Source organism: Citrobacter sp. Ce129 (genome assembly GCF_030334545.1).
GTDB classification, from domain to species: Bacteria; Pseudomonadota; Gammaproteobacteria; order Enterobacterales; family Enterobacteriaceae; genus Citrobacter; species Citrobacter europaeus.
In genome coordinates, this window is the sequence record NZ_JAOWDS010000051.1 from 572,780 (window position 1) to 595,474 (window position 22,695).

Sequence of the window (22,695 nt, forward strand, 5' to 3'; positions counted from 1 at the left end):
GAATCTATTCCCTTGTGGCCCAGCAAAACAATCTGCCAGAAGCCGAGGAAACCTGCGTTTTGTCGTGGTAATGTATGTGCTTTGCATTCATGGAATGGGTTTTTAAGATGGCAAAGTTGCGGGTAGGAATCGTATTTGGTGGTAAATCAGCGGAACATGAAGTGTCATTGCAATCGGCAAAAAATATTGTCGATGCCATCGACAAGACTCGCTTTGACGTTGTGCTGTTAGGTATTGATAAACAAGGGCAATGGCACGTCAGCGATGCCAGTAACTATCTGCTTAATTCAGACGATCCGGCGCATATAGCGCTGCGTCCTTCCGCGACCAGCCTGGCTCAGGTACCGGGTAAACAAGCGCACCAGTTGATCGATGCGCAAAACGGTCAGCCGCTGCCAACGGTTGATGTTATTTTCCCGATCGTTCACGGCACGCTGGGTGAAGATGGCTCTCTGCAGGGCATGCTGCGGGTGGCGAATCTGCCGTTCGTCGGTTCTGATGTCCTGGGGTCTGCGGCCTGTATGGATAAAGACGTGACCAAACGTCTGTTGCGCGATGCCGGATTAAACATCGCGCCATTTATTACGCTCACTCGCGCCAATCGCAACAGCATCAGCTTTGCCGAAGTCGAATCTCGCCTCGGTTTGCCGCTGTTTGTGAAACCAGCCAATCAGGGATCGTCCGTTGGGGTCAGTAAGGTGACCAGCGAAGCGCAATATGAACAGGCCGTCGCGCTGGCATTTGAATTTGATCATAAAGTCGTGGTGGAGCAAGGGATCAAAGGCCGCGAGATCGAATGCGCGGTGCTGGGCAACGATCATCCGCAGGCCAGTACCTGTGGCGAGATCGTGCTGAACAGTGATTTTTACGCTTACGACACCAAATACATTGACGATAACGGTGCCAAAGTGGTGGTTCCGGCAGCGATCGCACCGGAAATTAACGATAAGATCCGTGATATTGCTATTCAGGCCTATCAAACGCTGGGCTGCGCCGGCATGGCGCGCGTGGACGTGTTCTTAACCGCAGAGAACGAGGTTGTGATCAATGAGATCAACACGCTGCCTGGCTTTACCAACATCAGCATGTATCCAAAACTGTGGCAGGCGAGCGGCTTAGGCTATACCGATTTGATCACTCGCCTGATCGAACTGGCGCTGGAACGCCATGCGGCGGATAGCGCGCTGAAAACCAGTATGTAATCCCGCCAGGATGCCTGATAGACCTCTATTGGGCATCCTTTGCTTCTTCTTCATCTTCCACGCGGCGACGGATAATTAATCCGGCCAGCCAAAAGCTAATCACCCAGGTGACCAGCCCTACCGCATAGGTTTGCCACCCCTGCGCTTCAAAACCGAGTAAGCCCACCACGCCGTTGAGAATAAAGATAAGCCCAATAGCGAAGGCATAATAGTGCCAGTCTCGGCGGATTTTAACAGGCAGGTTCATAACGGCTCCGGTGGATATACAACATGACAACGCATCCTCGCACATTTCCTCATACACGTCTGTGGCCTGTGCGGAATTTCTGAAATGTAAATTAATTTCACTTAAGGTTGCGTAATTGTGACGATCAGCAAAAAACCGAAATCCAGGAATAATCTCTACCTGAAATTACCATCATTCTGATATTGACATTGCCGATCACCTGTCAGACTCACTGTCAGTTCCAGGCAATACGTCAAAAAAGCAGGTTATTTCCGGAGGTCTTTATGGCTGATTTTACGCTCTCAAAATCCCTTTTTAAGGGCAAGCATCGGGATACCTCCTCCCTGCCCGGCAATATTGCGTATGCCGTTTTTGTGCTGTTTTGCTTCTGGGCGGGCGCGCAGATTTTAAATCTGTTGGCCCACGCTCCCGGCATCTATGAGCAGTTGATGCAGTTGCAAATGCAAGAGACAGGGCGCCCGCGAGTTGAAATCGGCCTGGGCGTCGGAACCCTTTTTGGACTGGTCCCTTTTCTCGCCGGAAGCCTGATTCTTGGCGCCATCGCGGCATTCGTGCGCTGGCGCCGCCGTCATCATAACGATGACTGACCCATACATTTCGCCCGACGGTCGTCCACGCGTTTAGCAAACCACGCGGTAGTCAGATTACGTGTGATCTTCGGGCTTTCAAGTTGAATGCCAGGCAGCATTTCACGGGGAAGCGTTTTCCCGGCCTTCGCTTCCGCCAGCTTATAGACTTTCTCGTACAGCGCGGTCTCTTCAAAGGCCAGGCTGTCGCCTTTTTGCAGCTGACGGCGGATCTCACTCTCGCTCATGTCCAGCTTCCCGGCCAGTTTACGTACCGCCAGCTCCGTTTTGCCCGGCTCGCTGCTGCCATAGAGAATTAAATCACCGTCCATCGCCAGCTTCACGCCGGTGGCTTTACTGACCGCATTCTGGAAAGCTGCATTGCGGCTGGCATACCACCCGGCATTGAAATCGGCGAAGCGGAAAATTGGCGCACTGTAATTCGCCGGGTAGTTAAGCAGATGATACGTACCGAACCACAGCCCACCGCGGCGGCTAAATACTTCCTGGCGCACGGTTCCCGCCATTTTCCACGGGTAGCCGCTGGCATGCTGCTCAGCAAAGGCGATGCTGACCTGCATCGGCCCACCGGTATGCACCGGATTAAGCGAACCAAATAACGTCTGCCCCATCGGTACCATGTTGATAAAATCATCAAAGATCGCGCTAAGCTGTTTTTCCGTCTTCACCGTATCCAGGCGCTCGCTGTAGCTTTTCCCCGTTGGCGAGTTAATCTTCAGCGCGGTATGCACCACAAATAGCGGGATGTGCATACGCTCGGCACGACGATCGATCTCTTTCCAGGCGATTTTACTTAAGTTCGGCACGGCTGGATCCGCCTGGTAATTTGACTCCTGTTGCGCGACCGCCAGCACCGAACAGATATTTTCAACCGTCGGCGCCAGCTTCTGGCTTTCAAAGGTCTTCGCCAAATCCTGCGCCCACGCGTCCCGGTCTTTTACGCTGGCGGGCATTTTCTGGCGCACCACGCTCGCCACATCGACGGCTTTCTCCCCTTTTTTTAGCGGCTGCGCGGGTTGGCTACTACATCCCACCAGCACCAGTGCAGCAAGACCAGACAAGGGGTAAAGACGGGAAACCGTCGACATAACATCTCCTTATTAACTAAGCGTATGGGTAACTTCCTGAATATCCTGACCATCAAGCTCTCGTTCAAAGCTGCGCAGACGCTTATAAATAGACATCAGTTCCACTAACGTTGTCCAGGAGTTAATCAGATACTGGAACGAACCGCGCACCTGGCCAAACACGTTGGTGATTTGCGTCATCAGGCCGAGCGTAATCGTACCGGCAACAATCGACGGAAACAGCAGGAACAAGCCGAAAACGTTATCAACCTGCAGGTAAAGAATACGGGCGATATTGAAGTACATATAGTGAAAATAGAGGCGGAAGTAGTTCTGGCGCACCGCATGAAACAGCTCACGCACCGTCGGCGGTGTCGCACGATTAGCGTCATCTTCGCCGTATACCAGTTCTTTACGGTAGGCCGCTTCCACACGCTGGTTTTTAAACTCCAGTCCCGGAAGTTTGATCCCAACGACCGCCAGCAAGCCGGTTCCCATCAGCGACCAGACAATTGCGGCAATCACCAGGCCATAAGGAACATGCCCAACAATCGGCAGGTCCGGAACATGGGCAGAGAGTGTGACCAGTACAGGTAAGAAGGCGATCAGCGTCATAATCGCATTGATAAAGCTGACCCCCATATCTTCCAGCGTGGAGGCAAAACGCATGGTGTCTTCCTGCACACGCTGCGCCGCACCTTCGATATGGCGCAGATGCTGCCAGTGCGCCATATAATGTTCGTTCATTGCTGTACGCCAGCGGAACACATAGTGACTAACAAAGAAGTTGTTCATCACGCCGATGACCACGGCAATCAGCGCGATGCCAAGAAAGATGCCCACTTCATGATAGAACTGCTCAATCTTCACCTTATGCGGTGCGCTGAGCGCGGATTGAATCAAATCATAAAATGGCGCATACCAGGCGTTGACGGCAACGCCAACTTCAACCAGAAACCAGGTCACGAAAATAATCAGCGACGTGCCGAGTATGGACCAGTACTGCCAGCGGTGCGGGCTGTAGAGAAACCAGAACAGCGCGAACACTCCAACGCAAAGAGTGTAGTACGCATAAAAAATCAGGTAATCCAGCGACCAGAAACGGGCCGCGCTAATCGGTACGTCTCCCGACGCGCCGGTAATGTGTGCAACCCAGGCTCCCCCACCTGCTTGCCAGAATACAACAGCGACCAGTGCCCAAATAAATGCCGAAATAAAGAACGGCCCCGGCTTTGGGAAAAAAGACTTAAACATAATGCTCTCCTGCTAACTTCTTATCGTTATGACGACTGCTGTGTATTTGCCACCGTGAAGAGCGGCGGCAAGACGGCTTACGCCCAAAAACACAAGCTGAAACCGACAAGTGTGACCAGAACCGCAGCGCTTAGTTCGCACCTGGGTTATGAAGAATTGTTTCTGTGGTTTTCACACTCGACAACGTTCCAGCAAGTGCAGATTATCACAGCGTGAGATCACAAAAGCGAACATCCATAATCGGGGAAACGCTCGCGTTTACTCATCGTTACGTTTTTCACACTATCATTGGCTGATAAGCGCTTTGCAATACGCCGATGAGTAGTATAAATACGCATACGCACGACATCCTTTTTCACTTTCTCTAACTCATGGACACCACCGTTGAAACGTAGTCTGCTTTTTTCTGCCGCGCTGTGTGCGGCGTCATTGACATCTGTCCAGGCGGCACAGCCTATAACCGATCCGGTCTTCGCCTCTGATATCGTCGATCGCTATGCCGACCATATATTTTACGGCAGTGGTGCTACGGGGATGGCACTGGTGGTGATTGATGGTAATCAGCGAGTATTTCGCAGTTTCGGCGAAACACGCCCCGGCAATAACGTACATCCGCAGCTGGATTCCGTAATTCGAATTGCCTCAATCACTAAATTAATGACCAGCGAAATGCTGGTAAAATTACTCGATCAGGGTACGGTTAAACTCAACGATCCATTGAGTAAATATGCGCCACCTGGCGCGCGCGTGCCGACTTATCAGGGCACGCCGATTACGCTGGTGAATCTGGCGACACATACCAGCGCGCTGCCACGCGAACAGCCTGGCGGCGCGGCCAAGCGCCCGGTGTTTGTCTGGCCAACCCGCGAACAGCGCTGGAGCTATCTCTCAACCGCCACGCTTAAAGCTGCACCAGGCTCGCAGGCTTCTTATTCCAACCTGGCGTTTGACCTGCTGGCTGATGCGCTGGGAGCCGCGTCCGGTAAGCCTTATCCGCAGCTGTTTGAAGAAAAAATCACCCGTCCGCTGGGAATGAAAGACACCACCTTCACCCCGTCCCCCGATCAGTGCAAACGCCTGATGGTCGCGGAAAAGGGCGCCAGCCCCTGTAACAATACGCTGGCAGCGATGGGCAGTGGCGGCGTCTATTCAACGCCTGGCGATATGATGCGCTGGATGCAGCAGTATCTCTCTTCTGATTTTTACCATCGTAGCCAGCAGGCTGACCGTATGCAGACGCTGATTTATCAGCGTACGCAGCTAACCAAAGTGATAGGGATGGATGTGCCGGGCAAAGCCGATGCGCTAGGTTTGGGCTGGGTCTATATGGCGCCGAAGAATGGGCGACCGGGCATTATTCAAAAAACCGGTGGCGGCGGCGGATTCATTACCTATATGGCGATGATCCCGCAGCAAAACGTCGGGGCGTTTATCGTGGTGACCCGTTCTCCGCTAACCCGTTTTACCAATATGAGCGACGGTATCAACGATCTGGTTGCAGAGTTGAGCGGGAACAAACCGCAGGTTATTCCCGCATCCTGATTCAATACTCAAAAGGCAAACGGTTAATGCCTACCAGTTTGCCTTTATTCATTTCAATGTAACCACCTTTACGCAGTGCCGCGAGAACCTCAGCAACAACTGAGCGTGAAATGCGTGTGCGTTGGTGAATATAGTTCATGACGCCGATACGTGAACGCAGCACATCGTCCCATTTCGTCATGGATATCAGCGTGGCGCGGATCTGATCGTAGGAGTTATTGCCGATCAGCTGCAGATCGCGCAATTCAAGGATGGAGTTTTGCCAGGCTAACCAGCAAAAGGCTTCCCGCCAAAGCTGGCATTGTTCAATTATATTTATCGTTTGCGAAGCAGGTAGGTGGTATCCCGTACAATTACTTTCGGTCATTAATCTGTATTGTACATCTGTTTTCATCACGCCATCGGAAAGGCCCATAATAAAAGGCGCCTGTGCAATCCCGACCAGCACGTTTTCCCCTCTACGCAGGGAAACTACACCACTTAAAATAACAAAAGTATCGTCGCTATTTATATCACTGGAATATATTATTTCTTTATCGTTATCACACTCAAAGTGTTTTCCATATTTTGCCAAACATTTATCAAGCTTACCAAATTCAAGAAGAGGTTTATTTATAGATAGCATGAGCGCATTCCTTGCAATAAATGCCCGTCAAATCCGTGACGGGCATTATTCTGAATTAAATTACCTTATATTTCTCAGTGAGAAAGTACTTACCAGGTATATTTAACACCAACGTTTGCAGACCAGTCTTGATCGACATCACCGCCACCGAGGTAATTAGCATCGGTGTAGGCGCTGAAGTTCTTGGTGAAGCTGAACTGAGTACCCAGTCCAACACGTACTGCAGAACCTTCTACGCCGTTGTCGATAGAGTCACCGTTTATATCAGAATCGTTGTTAGAGTCGTCGTAAACGTAGGCCAGTTTGAAGTACGGGGTCAGCGCCTGGTCGTCGCTGTAGGCGAAGGTATAACCTGCATCTACACCGAGTTCATAACGCATGCTGTCATAAGACTGACCGTCAACTTTCATGTCGTTGCTCAGCTTATAGTCATCACCAGACTGGAACAGACCGGATACGCTACCGTAAGGCGTTACATAACCTGCATCACCCAGCTTCAGGTCATAACCCAGTTTCAAGCCAAAGCCCCAGGCATCAGAAGATGTGCTGCCATCAACATACTGACCGTTGCTCATGTTGGCAGACAGATCGTTGTTGAAGTGAGAGTAGCTCAAGTTACCGTCAACAAAGATGTTGTTGGCGAAATGTGCAGAAGAGTAGATGTAGGCAGTCTGGCTGTCCTGATCCACCTGACCGGTACGGTCGCTCATATCACCTTTCGCGAAGCCTGCTGCGGCACCGACAATCCACTTAGCGTTGTTACCATCAATTTTGGAGTCAACACCGACCATGATGCCGTTAACGTCCTGATCGTAGTTAATGGTGCCGGTGGCTGCATCGAAGCTACCACCGAAGTAGCTCACCCATGCGCCGCCGTTATCAACCAGACCATGACGCGCGTTAGTCAGACGAGTACCGACGGTGTCTTGTTCCAGGTTCCAGATATTGGTGTTGGCAGACGGGATGCTCAGCGCCATGTTCGCGTAGTCGGTCAGTTCCATCTGCTGCAGAACAACGGTGTTACCCTGCTGCTGAGCCTGATAGGTGTAAGCGCCGAGGTCAGCTTTGTTAGCTGCAGAGAAGGTCGCGTTGCTATTCGTGTCGTTAACGTAGATCAGCTCGTTACCTTTGTAATCCGCAACAGAACCCGCACCAGTCGCGTTATCGATGCGAACTTTATAGTTACCGGTTGCTGCCGCTACGTGGTCACCGTAGTTATCAACTTCAGACTGATCGCCTGAGGTGTCGGAATCGCCGTTACCATTGATAGTCAGATGACCATCAGAGTTCATCGCGATCACGCCATAACCGTAGTTAGCCTGGGTCGTATCGTTGGTACGATCGTTGGTCAGGTCAGCATTCAGTACATAGTTAGTGCTGTTGATGTCGAAAACACCCGCATTAACATGGTTGTAAGCGTCGGTGTAGCTGGTCAGATTCAGCGTATCAACCTGCAGTGCATCGCCCGTGCTGTTGCCCACATCCAGAACACCGTTGTTGGTAACGTTGATGGTGTTGGCATACAGCGCAGCACTACCGACACCCCAGCCAGCAGCAACATCATCAGCAATCGTGACGATACTGTTGTCGATAGACAGCGTATCCGTCGCAACATGACCATCTTCGTTGATGTTCAGTGCAGAAGCACCGGTCAGAGAGATAGAGTCAGAAATCAGGGAAGAATCACCCACGTTGACGACGGAACCGCTATTGATGCTCAGGGTGTCGATCAGAGACGTTTTGGTGGTATCCCACTGTGAAGCGCCGTTCAGCGTGACGTTGAACAGACCGCTCTGGTAAACAGCGTTGCCAACCACATGACCATTTTCGTCATAAGAGGTTGTGTCGCTATCGATACCGTAGGTTGAAGAAGGCCACAGGCTGTTGGCAGCGATGTCGATCAGCGTTGCAGTGGCTTCAGTGCCTGCAGCATAGCTGTCGTAAACGCCGTCACCATCAACATCAACCTGATGTACGGACATGGCCGCGCCAACCCACTTACTGCCGTTGTTCAGGGTCAGATCCAGACGGTCAGTACCATCCCAGCCGTTGGTATCCAGATCGGTATCGGTATCACGATAAGTATCAGCACCGTTCAGGAAGAAGTTCTCGTCAAAGTTGCTGGAGAACAGCACATCGCCCATCAGCGTAGCGTTATCAAACGTGGCAGTGGTCTGCATCGCGTTATCAGCATCCGGATGAGCAATAACCGCTAATGCGACATCATTAGCGTTCCAGCCGTTACCGTTGTAGTCGCTTGCATTGCTGGTGTTGCCAAACCAACCGGAGGTACCTTCATCAGACCATGAGCCAGAGGTCACGGTAGAATCGGTAACTGCGATGGTGTTGTTAAACACTTCGCCGCTGTTTACGCCAGTGCTGACGGTGTTATCGTCAATATCTTCCCACTCATAACCCTGAGTCAGCGTAATACCCGCAACGTGAGAGTTGTTGGAGATAGACAGATCAACTTCTTGATCCAGAGTGATCGCCGTACCCAGGTTATAAACGTCGACAACGTGTGTATCAGCTGCGTCGTTATAGGTACCGTTGTAGGTATAATGTTCGTAGTTGTCATCGATAGTGGAGTTGATGACGTTCATCGCCAGACGATCGTAGTAATAGTCGGTACCCGTACGGTTAGTACAATCCGTGGTCATACACTCGGAAGTCACCATACCGTGAATGGTACTGTTTTTAATCGTCAGGCTGTTGTTATTGCTGTTAGTTGACAGTCCATCATCCAGATAATAAGTAGAAATAACGCCGTTAACAGTAGCGTTATTGATTACCGGATAAATATCACCGTTATAAATACTATCAGTATCGTAATTGTTCCAACCGACATATCCATCGTAGTAAACGCCATCAGCATAAGATGCGTCATTATAATGGGTGAACGTTGTGTACGTGGTTCCAGAAATATCAGTAGAAGCATTCGCCTGAGAAGTGATTGCCAAAGTGCAGGCTAATGCTAATTGTGAGACTACAAGTTTCTTTTTCCAAGTGTGCATTTGTCATCCCTCCTCAGGGACGTAATATAGTTGATCCATCAATTATCAATGCAAAGAAAACATTTTATGTTTCGCAGGACCGATTATGCGGTTTCACAACGGAAAGGTTCAATTATTCTTTGTCCGCTGTCCGAAACCGGACAACATCATGAATTACGCCAGCCAAAAGGAGTTAACAAAAACACAATAACTTTCAATGAGATACAAAACACACATCTTCTAATACATATAATTATCAAATGATTCACCCAATATTCAAATAAATAAAAAATAAATAGTCGAGAGTTATATTCCGCGCTAAACAAATAAATACATCGATATTTAAAATAATAAAAACGAAAACAAACAAAATAATGAATATGAATAAATTGCCATGCATGTGAATAAATTGCTCTAATGATTCAGCCTTGCACCACGTAAAATCCAGATATAACGCCAACTTTCGTAAACCACCCGCCCTCAGGTTCGGGTATACTACGGCCTTCGATTCCACAAACATCAGGCATACCATGACAGACCTAATCCAACGCCCTCGCCGCCTGCGCAAATCACCTGCGCTGCGCGCTATGTTTGAAGAGACAACACTGAGCTTAAATGACCTGGTGTTGCCGATCTTTGTTGAAGAAGAACTCGACGATTACAAAGCTATTGACGCCATGCCCGGCGTGATGCGCATTCCGGAGAAACACCTGGCGCGCGAGATTGAACGCATTGCTAATGCAGGCATCCGCTCGGTCATGACCTTCGGCATTTCTCATCACACCGATGACACCGGCAGCGATGCCTGGAAAGAAGACGGTCTGGTGGCGCGCATGTCGCGTATCTGTAAGCAGACCGTACCGGAAATGATCGTCATGTCCGACACCTGCTTCTGTGAATACACCTCGCACGGTCACTGCGGCGTATTATGCGAACACGGCGTTGATAACGATTTAACCCTGGCTAACCTCGGCAAACAGGCAGTCGTTGCCGCCGCAGCGGGCGCAGATTTCATCGCCCCTTCCGCCGCAATGGACGGCCAGGTGCAGGCTATTCGCCAGGCGCTGGACGCCGCGGGCTTCATCGATACCGCGATCATGTCCTACTCCACCAAATTTGCCTCTTCTTTCTACGGCCCGTTCCGTGAAGCCGCAGGCACCGCGCTGAAAGGCGATCGTAAAACCTACCAAATGAACCCGATGAACCGTCGGGAGGCGATCCGCGAATCGCTGCTGGATGAAGCCCAGGGTGCAGACTGCCTGATGGTCAAACCGGCTGGCGCCTACCTCGATATTCTGCGCGATATCCGCGAGCGCACCGAGCTGCCGATTGGCGCTTATCAGGTCAGCGGTGAATACGCGATGATCAAATTCGCGGCGATGGCGGGTGCTATAGATGAAGAGAAAGTGGTGCTGGAAAGCTTAGGCTCGATCAAACGCGCTGGCGCGGATCTGATCTTCAGCTACTTCGCACTGGATCTGGCTGAGAAAAAAATCCTGCGCTAATCACATTGTTGCCGGATGGCGGTTTCGCTTTATCCGGCCTACAGATCGTAGGCCCGGTAAGTCAATCGCCGCCGGCAATCATCCCGCCCGATAAAACGGCTTGTCTCCCAAAATTGTCGCCCGGTGCATAATGCGCCTCTGTGGCAGATAATCCGCATTCGCATAATGCTGCGTCACGCGATTATCCCAAATCGCCACATCGTTGGGCTGCCAACGCCAGCGCACCTGAAACTCCGGTTTAGTGACATGCGCGAATAAAAAACTCAGTAACGCCTCGCTCTCTTTTTCCGTGACATCGACAATTCGCGTGGTAAATCCTTCATTCACGAACAGCGCCTGCTTCCCGCTCACCGGATGCGTACGCACCACCGGATGCAACAGGGGCGGATGCTTCGCCACCGCTTCCAGCCAGCGCTGATGCTCCTCTGGCGTCTTGCGGTATTTATATTCCTGAAATGATTTACGAAAATCATGTTCTGCCCGCAGGCCGCTCAGCAACTGGCGAAACGGCTCAGACAACGCATCATAAGCGGCAATCCCACTGGTCCACAGGGTGTCTCCCCCGGTCGATGGCAGCTCTTTTGCAGCCAGAATCGCCCCGGCAGGCGGCGTGTCAATAAAGGTGACATCGGTGTGCCAGTTGTCGTTATCCGGCGGATTGTCGTTATGAGTATCCAGTACGATAATCTCTTCTACCCCTTCGGCATGCGGATAGACCGGGTGAATATGCAGATCGCCGAAACGCAACGCCAGTGCGCGCTGCTGTTGCGGCGTAATCACCTGCTCACGCAGGAACACCACCTGGTGGCGCAATACCGCGTGATAAAGCTGTTCAAACTGATTATCGCTCAGCGGACGCGTTAAATCCGCGCCGCTAATTTGTGCGCCAATGTACGGTCCCAGCGGGGTTATGCTCAGACGTTCACTCATTGTAATTCTCCATGCCAGGGCGTCAGGCGGCGCTGAAGCGCGCGCAGACCCAGTTCTAAAATAAACGCGATAACGGCAATCACCGCGATCCCCGCCAGCACCACATCCGTTGCCAGAAACTCACCGGCAGACTGCACCATAAATCCTAAGCCTCGCGTGGCGGCAATCAGCTCTGCTGCCACCAGCGTCGACCAGCCCACGCCAAGTCCGATACGTAACCCGGTGAGGATCTCCGGTAATGCCCCCGGCAAAATAACAAACCACAGCACCTGCTTACGGCTGGCCCCCAGCGACTGCGCGGCGCGCACTCTCACCTGCTGCGCGCTTTTCACTCCCGCCAGCGCCGACATCGCTACAGGGGCGAAAATCGCCAGATAGATCAGCAAGATCTTGGAGGTTTCACCGATGCCAAACCAAATGACCATCAACGGGAGATAGGCCAGGGGCGGAACCGGACGATACAGCTCAATGATCGGATCGAGAATGCCGCGCATCGTCGGACTCAGCCCCATCGCGATCCCAACCGGAACGCCCAGCAGCACCGCCGCCAGCAGCGCGATAACAATACGCGTCAGACTCGCCGCCAGATGCTGCCACAGCGTGGCATCCATAAATCCCTGCGGACCGGCAATGACTATCAATTTTTGCAAAACCTGCCCCGGTGGGGGTAAAAACAGCGGACTGATTAACTGCAGCGCCGCCACCGTCCACCACACCGCCAGAATGACGGCCAGCGTACCGAGGCTTAAGGTAATCTGCCGCGAGAACGGCCAGCGCCAGTTGAGTGCGCGCTGGCGGCGGGGTTTATCATTAATCACCACGCTCATGAGAATGCCTCCCGTTGTTCAAAGACCCGACCTAACACATACTCGCGCATGGCGATAAACTGCGGGTCGGACTTAATGCTGCGGCTCGACTCTCCGGCCACAAAGCGACGGGCAAAATTCAGCGGCAGACGCTCCAGCACCCGGCCTGGGCCCGGCGACAGCAATACCAGCTCCGTCGCCATAAACACGGCTTCTTCGATATCGTGGGTAATCAGCAGCACCTGTTTGCCGGTCTCATACCACAGCTTCAGCAACAGGGTTTGCATCTGCTCGCGGGTAAAAGCGTCGAGCGCGCCAAAGGGTTCATCCAGCAGCAATAGCTGCGGGTTGGCCGCCAGCGCCCGCGCAATGCCGACGCGCTGACGCTGCCCACCGGAAAGTTGCCAGATAAAGCGTTTCCCCGCGTCCTCCAGCCCGACTTTCTGCAACATCTCCTTAGCGATTCGTTGGCGTTGGGACTTCTCCACCCCCGCAAGTTGCAGCCCGAAGGCTACGTTATCCTGCACGTTGCGCCAGGGCAGCAGTCCTTCGTTTTGGAATACAACCCCGCGCTCAGCGCCTGGACCTTCAACTTTTTTACCCGCCAACGTAATGCTGCCATGCTGATACGGCACAAACCCGGCAATCAGATTTAACAACGTGGTTTTCCCGCAACCGGAAGGTCCGAGTACCACCAGCAGTTCACCGCTATCGAGCGTCAGGTTGATATCCTCCAGCGCCGATTTTCCACCGTAGCTGGCAGCAAGATGAGAAATTTGCAGCATCAGCGCCTCCTTATTTATTGCACGAAGCGATCGGTCACGTACTGACTGTAATCCGTCGCGACCGCAGGAACTTTGCCCTGCTCTTTGAGGAACTGCGCGGTATCGATAATCGCTTTATTCACCGGCCCGGTTAACTCCGCGGTTTGCTGCTGCGCCGTCAAATAAGTATTTCCTTTCACCAGCCCTGGCACATCCGCCTCCGGTACCCCGCTTAAACGCGACAGTTTGCGGATATTTTCCGGCTGCTTCAGCCATTCATCAGGATTAGCGATATAGGGCTGCTGCGCATCGATAGCGCTTTTGGCAAAGGCTTTCACCACTTCAGGATGCTTCTGGGCAAAATCTTTGCGCACCACCCACACGTCCAGCGTCGGCGCGCCCCACTCGCCAACCTGCGAGGAGTCGGTTAACACCTTACCGTCTTTTTCCAGCGCGTTGACCGCAGGCGCCCAGACATACGCACCATCAATATCTCCGCGCTGCCAGGCGGCAATAATCGCCGGTGGTTGCAGGTTCACAATCTCAACCTGCCCCGCTTTGATACCCCAATGTTTCAACGCCGCCAGCAGGCTGTAATGGGTGGTGGAGATAAACGGCACGGCAATGCGCTTACCAATCAAATCTTCCGGTTTACTGATGTTTTTCTTCACCACCAGCGCTTCGGAGTTGCCGAGCTTTGACGCCAGCAGGAAAACCTCAATCGGCACCTGCTGACTGGCTGCGACCGCCAGCGGGCTGGAGCCAAGATTACCGATCTGCACATCACCGGATGCCAGCGCACGAACGATGCTCGCGCCGCTGTCGAATTTGCGCCAGTCAACGGTAGCACCGCTTTCTTTAGCAAAAGTGTTATCTGCCTGCGCCACTTTGGCGGGTTCGGCGGAGGTCTGATAAGCAACGGTGACGTTCACCGCCTGCGCCTGAAATGCGATGAATGCCAGTGCGGCAAGAAGTGCGTTACGCGATGAAATAGCCATGATTGTCTGCTCCCCTGTCTTGTTATGAGGGCAGTATTTCGTTGCGGCACAATTTGATAAAGGAATTAAAAATTCTGGCTAAGAACAAAGCGTTTTTAGAAAAAAAGCGGCAATAGTTAGCTATTTCGCTCATTACAGAACGTAGGCCGGATAAGGCGCTTGCGCCGCCATCCGGTAATCATATGCCTGATGCGCTGCGCTTATCAGGCCTACACTCGCTATAACACCCGGCAAATTATTGCGATTTTGTTACATTCGTTACATATCCGCGCCACGGTGATTGCCAGTGCGGCGCTGACGGGCATCATAGACGCCATTATCAGGTAAGAGAGTAATATCATGATTCATGTTGTGCTGGTGGATGACCATGTGGTGGTGCGTTCCGGCTTTGCGCAATTACTCAGTCTCGAAGACGATCTCAACGTCATCGGCCAGTTCAGCAGCGCGGCCCTGGCGTGGCCTGCGTTACTGCATGATGACGTCAACGTGGCGGTGATGGACATCGCCATGCCGGATGAAAATGGCCTGAGCCTGTTAAAACGACTGCGGGCGCAGAAGCCCGGTTTTCGCGCCATAATTCTCAGCATTTATGACTCGCCCACGTTTGTGCAAAGCGCGCTGGATGCCGGCGCCAGCGGCTACCTGACCAAACGCTGCGGACCGGAGGAACTGGTGCAGGCGGTACGTTCGGTAGGTATGGGCGGGCATTACCTGTGCGCCGATGCGCTGCGTGCGCTACGCGGCGGCGAACAGCCCGCGCAGGTCCTGGAAGTACTGACCCCACGCGAGCGCGAAGTGTTTGATCTGCTGGTCAAAGGCGACAGCGTGAAAGAGATCGCCTTCAAACTCGATCTCAGCCACAAGACGGTGCACGTTCATCGGGCGAACGTGCTGGGCAAACTGCAATGCCATAGCACCATCGATCTGGTGCATTTTGCGCTCGACCACCAGCTATTGACGGGGCATTAATGTCGCGTAACCTTCGGCATTGGGTTATTTCTCTGTTTATTCTGCTGGCCTGGGGATCGGGCTGGCTGATGCTGTGGACGCTGGGGTTTTATCTGACCCACAACGGCCAGCAAGCGGCGCTATTCCTGCCGCACGGCGTCTATCTCGCGCTGTTAATCCTGCTTTCTCGCCGTTACTGGCCCGCGCTGGTTCTGCCGCCGGTGTTGATGTTGCTCTGGCTGCACAGCGAGCAATTACTGAATGGCTATATCCTGCTGGCTGCACCATTAATTAGCCTGATTCCGGCGAGCATCGGCCAGTCATACTGGCACCGATTCCCCCTTTACTGGCAGCGCTTAACCCTGCTACTGGCCGCCGTGACGCTCACTTCATTGCTCAATACCGCCCTACTTTCACCGTTTATTCAAAGCCCGGCGACGTTAATAGGTCTGGCGTCGTTTACCGGCGGCGTGCTGCTAACGCCGTTTGTCTATCTGATCTATGAATTTTTGCGCCAGCAGCACCGCTATCATCTGCTCGGACTGGATACCACCAATCCCCCGCTGCGCACTTCGCTTATCATCTGGTGCAGCCTGTTTTTTATTATTGGCATCGGCACTCAGATGGTTCTGTCGCCGGAGATCGAGCGCCTGTTGCTGATCGTGGTGTTCTTACCGAACGTGGTGATGGCGTGGAAATTTGGCTGGCAGGGCGGCGTGTTATCCGGATTGCTCGGCAGTATGATGATCACCATCGCCCGGCAAATCGGCGTCGGGTTCAGTAACTTACTGGAGCTGGAAATTTTTCTCGCCACCCAGGCGCTACTGGGTATAGGGCTGGGGATCGCCATCAGCCGCCAGCAGCATCTGGCGCAAAATTTGCACCATTATCGCCAGCGTCTGGAAACCGAACTGGCGGCACGACGCGCGCTGACCGAACAGCTGATCCGCACCGAAGAAAATACGCGCAAAAGCCTGGCGCGGGAGCTGCATGACGAAATTGGGCAGAACATCACCGCCATTCAAATTCAGTCGCAACTGGTCAAACGCGCGCCAGGCCCTGAGCAAACGCTCGAAGCGGCAAATCAGATCAACAACCTTGCCCGGCGCATTCACCATTCCACCCGCCAGTTGCTGCGCCAGCTACGCCCACCCGCGCTCGATGAACTGGCCTTTAAAGATGCACTACATCATCTGGTGAATGAATTTGCTTTTGCTGAACGCGGTATTCGCTGTCGCTTTGATTATCAGCTAGAGAATACGCCAGAAAACGAAACGGTGCGCTTCACGCTGTATCGCCTGCTACAGGAGTTACTCAATAACGTCTGTAAACATGCGAACGCCAGCGACGTGTCGATTACGCTGCGCCAGCGGGAACAACGTTTGTTTCTGGATGTCGCTGACAACGGCGTTGGTATTCTGCCTGAAAAAATTCCCGGTTTCGGTATCCAAGGGATGCGTGAGCGGGTGAGCGCCCTTGGCGGCGAACTGACGCTCGAATCAAACAACGGCACGCACGTAATTGTTAACCTGCCCACAAATTTGCAACAAATCAGCCGCTAACCAGGAAAAAGTCTTAGTCACTGCGGACTTTCTCTCATCCCCTTTTGCTTTCACTTTCCTATAGTCAGCACAAACGGAGACTGCCATGCACGCACGCTCAACCAGCGAAACAGACCAACAATACCGAGCGCTACGCCCCCGGCTGCTGATGTGTATGGTGATAGGCTACGCCGCATTTTATTTGACGCGCAAAAGCGTTAACTACGTCCTCCCGGCGCTACAAACGGACCTGGGTCTGGATAAGGGCGATATCGGCCTGCTCGGGTCACTGTTTTATCTGACCTATGGTCTGTCGAAATTTACTGCCGGGCTGTGGCACGACAGCCACGGACAGCGCGCGTTTATGGGGATTGGCCTGTTTGCCACCGGCGTTTTAAACGTGCTGTTCGCCTTTGGTGAATCACTGACGCTGCTGCTGGTGGTCTGGACGCTGAACGGATTTTTTCAGGGCTGGGGCTGGCCGCCCTGCGCCCGCCTGCTGACCCATTGGTACTCGCGCAACGAACGCGGATTCTGGTGGGGCTGCTGGAATATGTCGATCAATATCGGTGGCGCCATTATCCCGCTGATTAGCGCTTTTGCCGCCCACTGGTGGGGCTGGCAGGCAGCCATGCTGGCACCGGGGATAATCAGCATGGCACTGGGAATCTGGCTCACTCTGCAATTGAAAGGCACTCCCCGGGAAGAAGGATTACCTACGGTTGGGGAATGGCGTCATGACCCGCTGGAACTGCGTCAGGAGCAGCAAAGCCCGCCGATGGGGCTGTGGCAAATGTTACGCACCACCATGCTGAAAAACCCGATGATCTGGTTGCTCGGCGTGTCGTATGTGTTGGTCTATCTGATTCGCATTGCGCTCAACGACTGGGGCAACATCTGGCTGACGGAAAGCCACGGCGTGAATCTGCTCAGCGCCAATGCCACGGTGATGTTGTTTGAAGTCGGCGGCTTGCTGGGGGCGCTGTTTGCCGGATGGGGATCGGATCTGCTGTTCAGCGGTCAGCGTGCGCCGATGATTTTACTGTTCACGCTGGGACTGATGGTGTCCGTCGCCGCGCTGTGGCTGGCGCCGGTACACCACTACGCGCTACTGGCAGTGTGTTTCTTTACCGTGGGCTTTTTTGTGTTTGGCCCACAGATGCTAATTGGCCTCGCAGCCGTTGAATGCGGACACAAAGCGGCGGCAGGTTCAATTACCGGTTTTCTCGGGCTGTTCGCCTATCTGGGGGCCGCGTTGGCGGGTTGGCCGCTGTCGCTGGTCATAGAACATTACGGCTGGTCGGGAATGTTCAGTTTGCTCTCGGTTGCCGCTGTCTTTATGGGTTTATTGCTGATGCCTCTGCTCATTGCGGGCATTACCCCTTCTCTCAGTCAAAGGATAAAACAATGAAACTGACGCTTACCTCTACCCTGATTGCTTCCGCTCTGACGCTGGCGGCTTTCAGCAACGCAGCCCAGGCACAGGGTCGTCTGGTGGTGTATTGCAGCGCCACCAACGAGATGTGCGAAACCGAAACCAAAGCCTTCGGTGAAAAATATGATGTGAAAACCTCATTCATTCGTAACGGCTCGGGCAGTACGCTGGCGAAAGTCGATGCCGAGAAGAAAAACCCGCAGGCGGATGTATGGTACGGCGGTACGCTGGATCCGCAGTCTCAGGCCGGTGAAATGGGTCTGCTGCAGCCGTATAAATCACCAAACCTCGAGCAGATTATGGAGAAATTCCGCGATCCCGCGAAGGTAAAAGGTAACCTCTCTTCGGCGGTTTACGTCGGGATTCTGGGCTTTGGCGTCAATACCCAGCGCCTGAAAGAGAAAAACCTGCCGGTACCAAAATGCTGGAAGGATCTGACCAAACCGGAATACAAAGGCGAAATTCAGATTGCTGACCCGCAAAGCTCTGGTACCGCCTACACCGCGCTGGCGACCTTTGCCCAGCTATGGGGTGAAGATCAGGCTTTTGACTACCTGAAACAGCTCAACGCCAACGTCTCCCAGTACACCAAATCCGGCATTGCCCCGGCGCGTAACGCCGCTCGTGGAGAAACGGCTATCGGCATCGGTTTCCTGCACGACTACTCGCTGGAGAAAGAACAGGGCGCGCCGCTGGAGCTAATCTCCCCATGCGAAGGTACTGGCTATGAAATTGGCGGCGTAAGCATCCTGAAAGGCGCGCGCAACGCCGACAACGCCAAACTGTTCGTTGACTGGGTGCTGTCGAAAGACGCACAGGAGCTGGCGTGGAAGAAAGGCAAATCCTATCAGATCCTGACCAACACCACCGCCGAGACCTCTCCTAACTCACTGAAGCTCGACGACCTGAAGCTTATCAATTACGACATGGATAAGTACGGCTCGACCGACGTACGTAAGGCGTTGATCAATAAGTGGGTTAGCGAAGTTAAGATGGGTAAATAAGCCCACGTTACGTTCATTTGCCGGGTGTGGCGCAAACGCCTTACCCGGCCTGGATTACCGGAAACGCTATGTCACACACACTTGCACTCCATCCCGTGAAAAAACGGGATGCGATATTCCTTTGGGTTTTGCTCGGCTGGCTGGCGTTTGCCCTGCTTCCGAGCTGGAGCCTGGACTATGGTCTGCTGGAGTCCACGCGCGAAGAAATACTCGCCGCCTACGGCTGGTCACAGTTCAATATCAGTTGGCTCTGGTATCTGCTGCCAAGCCTGTTGCTGGTGCGTCCATTCCATGAAGCCAGACGCGAGCAGCGCAACCGCCATTATCTTGACGCGGGATGGGCATTTTTCTGTATGGCCTTTATCGTCGCCAGCGCCACCCTTGAGGGCCGCGGCTTAGGCTATGCCACCATCGTGTTGTTTGTGGCACTTGGCGCAATCATGACCCTGGCGCTCACTCGCCTGGAATGGCTGGGCGGCGACCGTTTCGTCATCGGCTCGCTCACCGCGATAGTCGCTCTGATCGGTATTTTTATCGTCTGGCCGAGCATCGCCATTTTCATTCCGATGTTCACCAACGACGCCGGAGAATTTGCCCCGCTGGCGTTTATGAATGTGCTGTCGCAAGCGCATATCATTCAGGTGATCCTCAACTCAATTATGCTGTCGATTGCCGTCGGCGTCGGCTGTACCTTCTTTGGTCTGGTACTGGCTATCTATACCACTCGTATCGCCAGACGCAGCGCCATCATCGGACGTATTTTCTCGATTTTGCCGATCGTCACCCCGCCGTTTGTCGTCGGTTTAGGCGTCACGCTGATGATGGGACGCTCCGGTTACATCACCGAATTTATGGTCGAATGGTTTGGTTTAACCAACACCAACTGGCTGTATGGTTTTACTGGTATCTGGCTGGCGCAGGTGCTGGCCTTTACGCCAATGGCGTTTATGATCCTCGATGGAGCAATCAAAACCATTCATCCATCGCTGGAAGAGGCGTCATATACCCTGCGCGCCAGCCGCTGGCAGACCTTTAACGGCGTGTTTGTCCCGCTGCTGAAACCGGCGCTGGCGAACGCCTTTTTAATTGTGGTGGTGCAGTCGCTGGCCGACTTTAGCAACCCGCTGGTGCTCGGCGGTAACTTCGACGTGCTGGCTACGCAAATTTACTTCTACATCACCGGTTCGCAGCTCGACTACCAGGCCGCCAGTACGCTGGGTGCCTTCCTGCTACTGTTCTCGCTGCTGGTGTTCTGCGTGCAGTATATGTGGATTGGTAAACGCTCGTACGTCACCGTTTCCGGTAAATCCTACCGGGGCGACGTGCAGCCGCTACCAGTCACGCTGGTGTGGAGCGTGGTCGCACTGCTGGCGGTGTGGATTGTCTTTAACGCCCTGCTCTACGGCAGCATTTTCTACGGCAGTTTCACCGTCAACTGGGGCGTGGACTACACCCTGACGCTGGCGAACTTTACCAAACTGTTCGGTCAGGGGATGAGCGACGGCGCGTGGCCTTCACTGCTCGACACCCTGCTCTACGCCGGGATTGCCGCGCCGATCACCGCGATTTTCGGTCTGCTGATCGCGTGGATTGTGGTGCGCCAGCAGTTTAAAGGCAAAAAGACCATCGAGTTCACCACTATGCTGTGCTTTGCCGTTCCGGGCACCGTCGCGGGCGTGTCGTACATTCTGGCCTTTAACAGCGCCCCGGTGTATCTCACCGGCACCGCCGCCATCGTGATCATCTCGATGGTGATGCGTAACGTCCCGGTCGGTATCCGGGCGGGTATCGCGGGCTTAGGCCAAATCGATAAATCGCTCGATGAAGCCTCGCTCAGCCTGCGCGCCGGTTCTCTGCGCACCATTACACACATTCTGCTGCCGCTGCTGCGCCCGGCGATCCTCTCGGCGTTGATTTACAGCTTTGTGCGCGCCATTACCACCGTCAGCGCCATTGTGTTCCTCGTCACCCCGGATACCCGCGTGGCGACGGCCTACATCCTGAACCGCGTGGAAGACGGCGAATACGGCGTGGCGATTGCCTACGGTTCCATTCTGATCGTGGTGATGCTGGCGATTATTTTCATCTTTGACTGGCTGATCGGTGAATCACGTACCTCCCGTTCAAAAGCCAAAAACCAGGCGTAATGGAGCGCACTATGACTCAGAAAAATTTCGTTGAACTGCGCAACGTCACTAAACGATTTGGCAGTAATACGGTAATAGACAATATCAACCTCACCATCCCGCAGGGGCAAATGGTGACCCTGCTCGGCCCATCCGGCTGCGGCAAAACCACCATATTGCGCCTGGTCGCCGGGCTGGAAAAACCGAGCGAAGGACAGATTTACATTGATGGCGAAGACGTCACTCATCGCTCTATTCAGCAGCGTGATATCTGTATGGTGTTTCAGTCCTATGCCCTGTTCCCGCATATGTCGCTGGGGGAGAACGTCGGTTATGGCCTGAAGATGCTCGGCGTGTCGCGCGCAGAGGTGAAAGCACGCGTCAAAGAGGCGCTGGCGATGGTGGATCTGGAAGGATTCGAAGACCGCTTTGTCGATCAGATTTCCGGCGGTCAGCAACAGCGCGTGGCGCTGGCCCGCGCGTTGATCCTCAAGCCGAAAGTGCTGCTGTTTGATGAGCCGTTAAGTAACCTCGACGCCAACCTGCGTCGCAGCATGCGCGACAAGATCCGCGAACTGCAAAAGCAGTTTGATATCACCTCGCTGTACGTCACCCACGATCAGAGCGAAGCCTTTGCGGTTTCTGATACCGTGTTGGTGATGAACAAAGGACATATCATGCAGATCGGCTCACCGCAGGATCTCTATCGCCAGCCCGCCTCCCGTTTTATGGCGAGCTTTATGGGCGATGCCAACCTGTTCCCGGCTACCTTCAGCGACAAATACGTTGATATCTACGGCTATCATCTGCCGCGCCCGCTGCACTTTGATACACAAGGTGAAGGCATGGTCGGCGTGCGTCCGGAAGCGATCACGCTCAGCGATCGCGGTGAAGAGAGTCAGCGCTGCGTGATCCGCCACGTCGCGTATATGGGACCCCAGTATGAGGTCACGGTGGAGTGGCACGGGCAGGAGATTTTATTGCAGGTCAATGCTACGCGTCTGCAGCCGGACGTCGGCGAGCAGTATTACCTCGAAATCCACCCGTACGGCATGTTTGTCCTGGCGGATGCGGCATGATTTGTGCCGGGCTACGATCAAACAACGGACCAGATAAAATTA

19 protein-coding genes are annotated in these 22,695 nt (G+C 53.5%); 10 read left to right on the top strand and 9 right to left on the bottom strand.

The features are described from left to right. Positions 1–107 precede the first annotated feature (107 nt). Positions 108–1,202 carry a D-alanine--D-alanine ligase gene (ddlA, locus tag OGV77_RS04725; protein WP_047413567.1) on the top strand — a complete coding sequence of 365 codons (1,095 nt, stop codon included), beginning with the start codon at positions 108–110 and terminating at the stop codon, positions 1,200–1,202. A gap of 25 nt (positions 1,203–1,227) precedes the next feature. On the opposite strand, the gene OGV77_RS04730 is transcribed toward ddlA, so the two are convergent. Beyond that, positions 1,228–1,449: a DUF2754 domain-containing protein gene (locus OGV77_RS04730; protein ID WP_019076140.1), complete on the bottom strand. Its 222-nt coding sequence runs from the start codon at positions 1,447–1,449 to the stop codon at positions 1,228–1,230. Positions 1,450–1,712: 263 nt separating this feature from the next. On the opposite strand from OGV77_RS04730, the gene OGV77_RS04735 reads away from it, so the two are divergent. Further along, positions 1,713–2,036, top strand: coding sequence for a DUF2755 family protein (locus OGV77_RS04735; RefSeq protein ID WP_043015360.1), 324 nt, complete (start codon positions 1,713–1,715; stop codon positions 2,034–2,036). Here OGV77_RS04735 and OGV77_RS04740 read toward each other — a convergent pair. Further along, positions 2,021–3,124 (bottom strand): DUF1615 domain-containing protein, encoded by a 1,104-nt coding sequence (locus tag OGV77_RS04740; protein WP_087051649.1) that lies wholly within the window; start codon positions 3,122–3,124, stop codon positions 2,021–2,023. The two genes, OGV77_RS04735 and OGV77_RS04740, sit on opposite strands and share 16 nt — an antisense overlap. Before the next feature lie 12 nt (positions 3,125–3,136). Further along, positions 3,137–4,357: a peptide antibiotic transporter SbmA gene (gene sbmA / locus OGV77_RS04745; protein ID WP_043015359.1), complete on the bottom strand. Its 1,221-nt coding sequence runs from the start codon at positions 4,355–4,357 to the stop codon at positions 3,137–3,139. 384 nt (positions 4,358–4,741) lie between these two features. On the opposite strand from sbmA, the gene ampH reads away from it, so the two are divergent. Beyond that, complete coding sequence (ampH, locus tag OGV77_RS04750) at positions 4,742–5,899, top strand: D-alanyl-D-alanine-carboxypeptidase/endopeptidase AmpH (protein ID WP_043015358.1); 1,158 nt, start codon at positions 4,742–4,744, stop codon at positions 5,897–5,899. 1 nt (position 5,900) lies between these two features. On the opposite strand, the gene iprA is transcribed toward ampH, so the two are convergent. Together iprA and ehaB are read right to left on the bottom strand one after the other, a co-directional pair. Next, positions 5,901–6,524: a hydrogen peroxide resistance inhibitor IprA gene (iprA, locus tag OGV77_RS04755; RefSeq protein ID WP_075145084.1), complete on the bottom strand. Its 624-nt coding sequence runs from the start codon at positions 6,522–6,524 to the stop codon at positions 5,901–5,903. Between the two features lie 89 nt (positions 6,525–6,613). Next, the gene (gene ehaB, locus OGV77_RS04760; protein WP_087051650.1) at positions 6,614–9,538 is read right to left on the bottom strand and encodes an autotransporter adhesin EhaB; all 2,925 of its coding nucleotides are present in this window, start codon (positions 9,536–9,538) and stop codon (positions 6,614–6,616) included. Between the two features lie 509 nt (positions 9,539–10,047). Here ehaB and hemB point away from each other — a divergent pair. Continuing rightward, positions 10,048–11,022: a porphobilinogen synthase gene (gene hemB, locus OGV77_RS04765; RefSeq protein WP_087051652.1), complete on the top strand. Its 975-nt coding sequence runs from the start codon at positions 10,048–10,050 to the stop codon at positions 11,020–11,022. Between the two features lie 78 nt (positions 11,023–11,100). Here hemB and tauD read toward each other — a convergent pair whose 3' ends face one another. The 4 genes from tauD to tauA are packed head-to-tail and all read right to left on the bottom strand — an operon-like array spanning position 11,101 to position 14,520. Continuing rightward, on the bottom strand, positions 11,101–11,952 hold the full coding sequence (tauD, locus tag OGV77_RS04770; protein WP_043015353.1) for a taurine dioxygenase: 852 nt from the start codon (positions 11,950–11,952) through the stop codon (positions 11,101–11,103). After that, a complete protein-coding gene (tauC, locus tag OGV77_RS04775; RefSeq protein ID WP_075145088.1) occupies positions 11,949–12,779 on the bottom strand; it encodes a taurine ABC transporter permease TauC in 831 nt (276 codons plus the stop codon). Before tauC ends, tauD begins: the two co-directional genes overlap by 4 nt. Next, positions 12,776–13,543 carry a taurine ABC transporter ATP-binding subunit gene (gene tauB, locus OGV77_RS04780; protein ID WP_087051653.1) on the bottom strand — a complete coding sequence of 256 codons (768 nt, stop codon included), beginning with the start codon at positions 13,541–13,543 and terminating at the stop codon, positions 12,776–12,778. Before tauB ends, tauC begins: the two co-directional genes overlap by 4 nt. Before the next feature lie 14 nt (positions 13,544–13,557). Continuing rightward, complete coding sequence (gene tauA / locus OGV77_RS04785; protein ID WP_087051654.1) at positions 13,558–14,520, bottom strand: taurine ABC transporter substrate-binding protein; 963 nt, start codon at positions 14,518–14,520, stop codon at positions 13,558–13,560. Between the two features lie 339 nt (positions 14,521–14,859). Between tauA and OGV77_RS04790 the strand changes: the two genes are divergently transcribed. The 6 genes from OGV77_RS04790 (at position 14,860) to fbpC (ending at position 22,653) form a co-directional block, all read left to right on the top strand. Next, complete coding sequence (locus OGV77_RS04790) at positions 14,860–15,489, top strand: response regulator transcription factor (protein ID WP_043017854.1); 630 nt, start codon at positions 14,860–14,862, stop codon at positions 15,487–15,489. After that, a complete protein-coding gene (locus tag OGV77_RS04795) occupies positions 15,489–17,030 on the top strand; it encodes an MASE1 domain-containing sensor histidine kinase (protein WP_047413100.1) in 1,542 nt (513 codons plus the stop codon). Before OGV77_RS04790 ends, OGV77_RS04795 begins: the two co-directional genes overlap by 1 nt. Positions 17,031–17,115: 85 nt before the next feature. Next, a complete protein-coding gene (gene uhpC / locus OGV77_RS04800; protein ID WP_047413101.1) occupies positions 17,116–18,420 on the top strand; it encodes an MFS transporter family glucose-6-phosphate receptor UhpC in 1,305 nt (434 codons plus the stop codon). After that, positions 18,417–19,448: an ABC transporter substrate-binding protein gene (locus tag OGV77_RS04805; protein WP_043015347.1), complete on the top strand. Its 1,032-nt coding sequence runs from the start codon at positions 18,417–18,419 to the stop codon at positions 19,446–19,448. The genes uhpC and OGV77_RS04805 overlap by 4 nt, the downstream gene beginning before the upstream one ends. 68 nt (positions 19,449–19,516) lie before the next feature. After that, on the top strand, positions 19,517–21,595 hold the full coding sequence (locus OGV77_RS04810; RefSeq protein ID WP_080625649.1) for an ABC transporter permease: 2,079 nt from the start codon (positions 19,517–19,519) through the stop codon (positions 21,593–21,595). 11 nt (positions 21,596–21,606) lie between these two features. After that, positions 21,607–22,653 (top strand): ferric ABC transporter ATP-binding protein, encoded by a 1,047-nt coding sequence (gene fbpC / locus OGV77_RS04815; RefSeq protein ID WP_087051655.1) that lies wholly within the window; start codon positions 21,607–21,609, stop codon positions 22,651–22,653. The last annotated feature ends 42 nt before the right edge of the window (positions 22,654–22,695 follow it).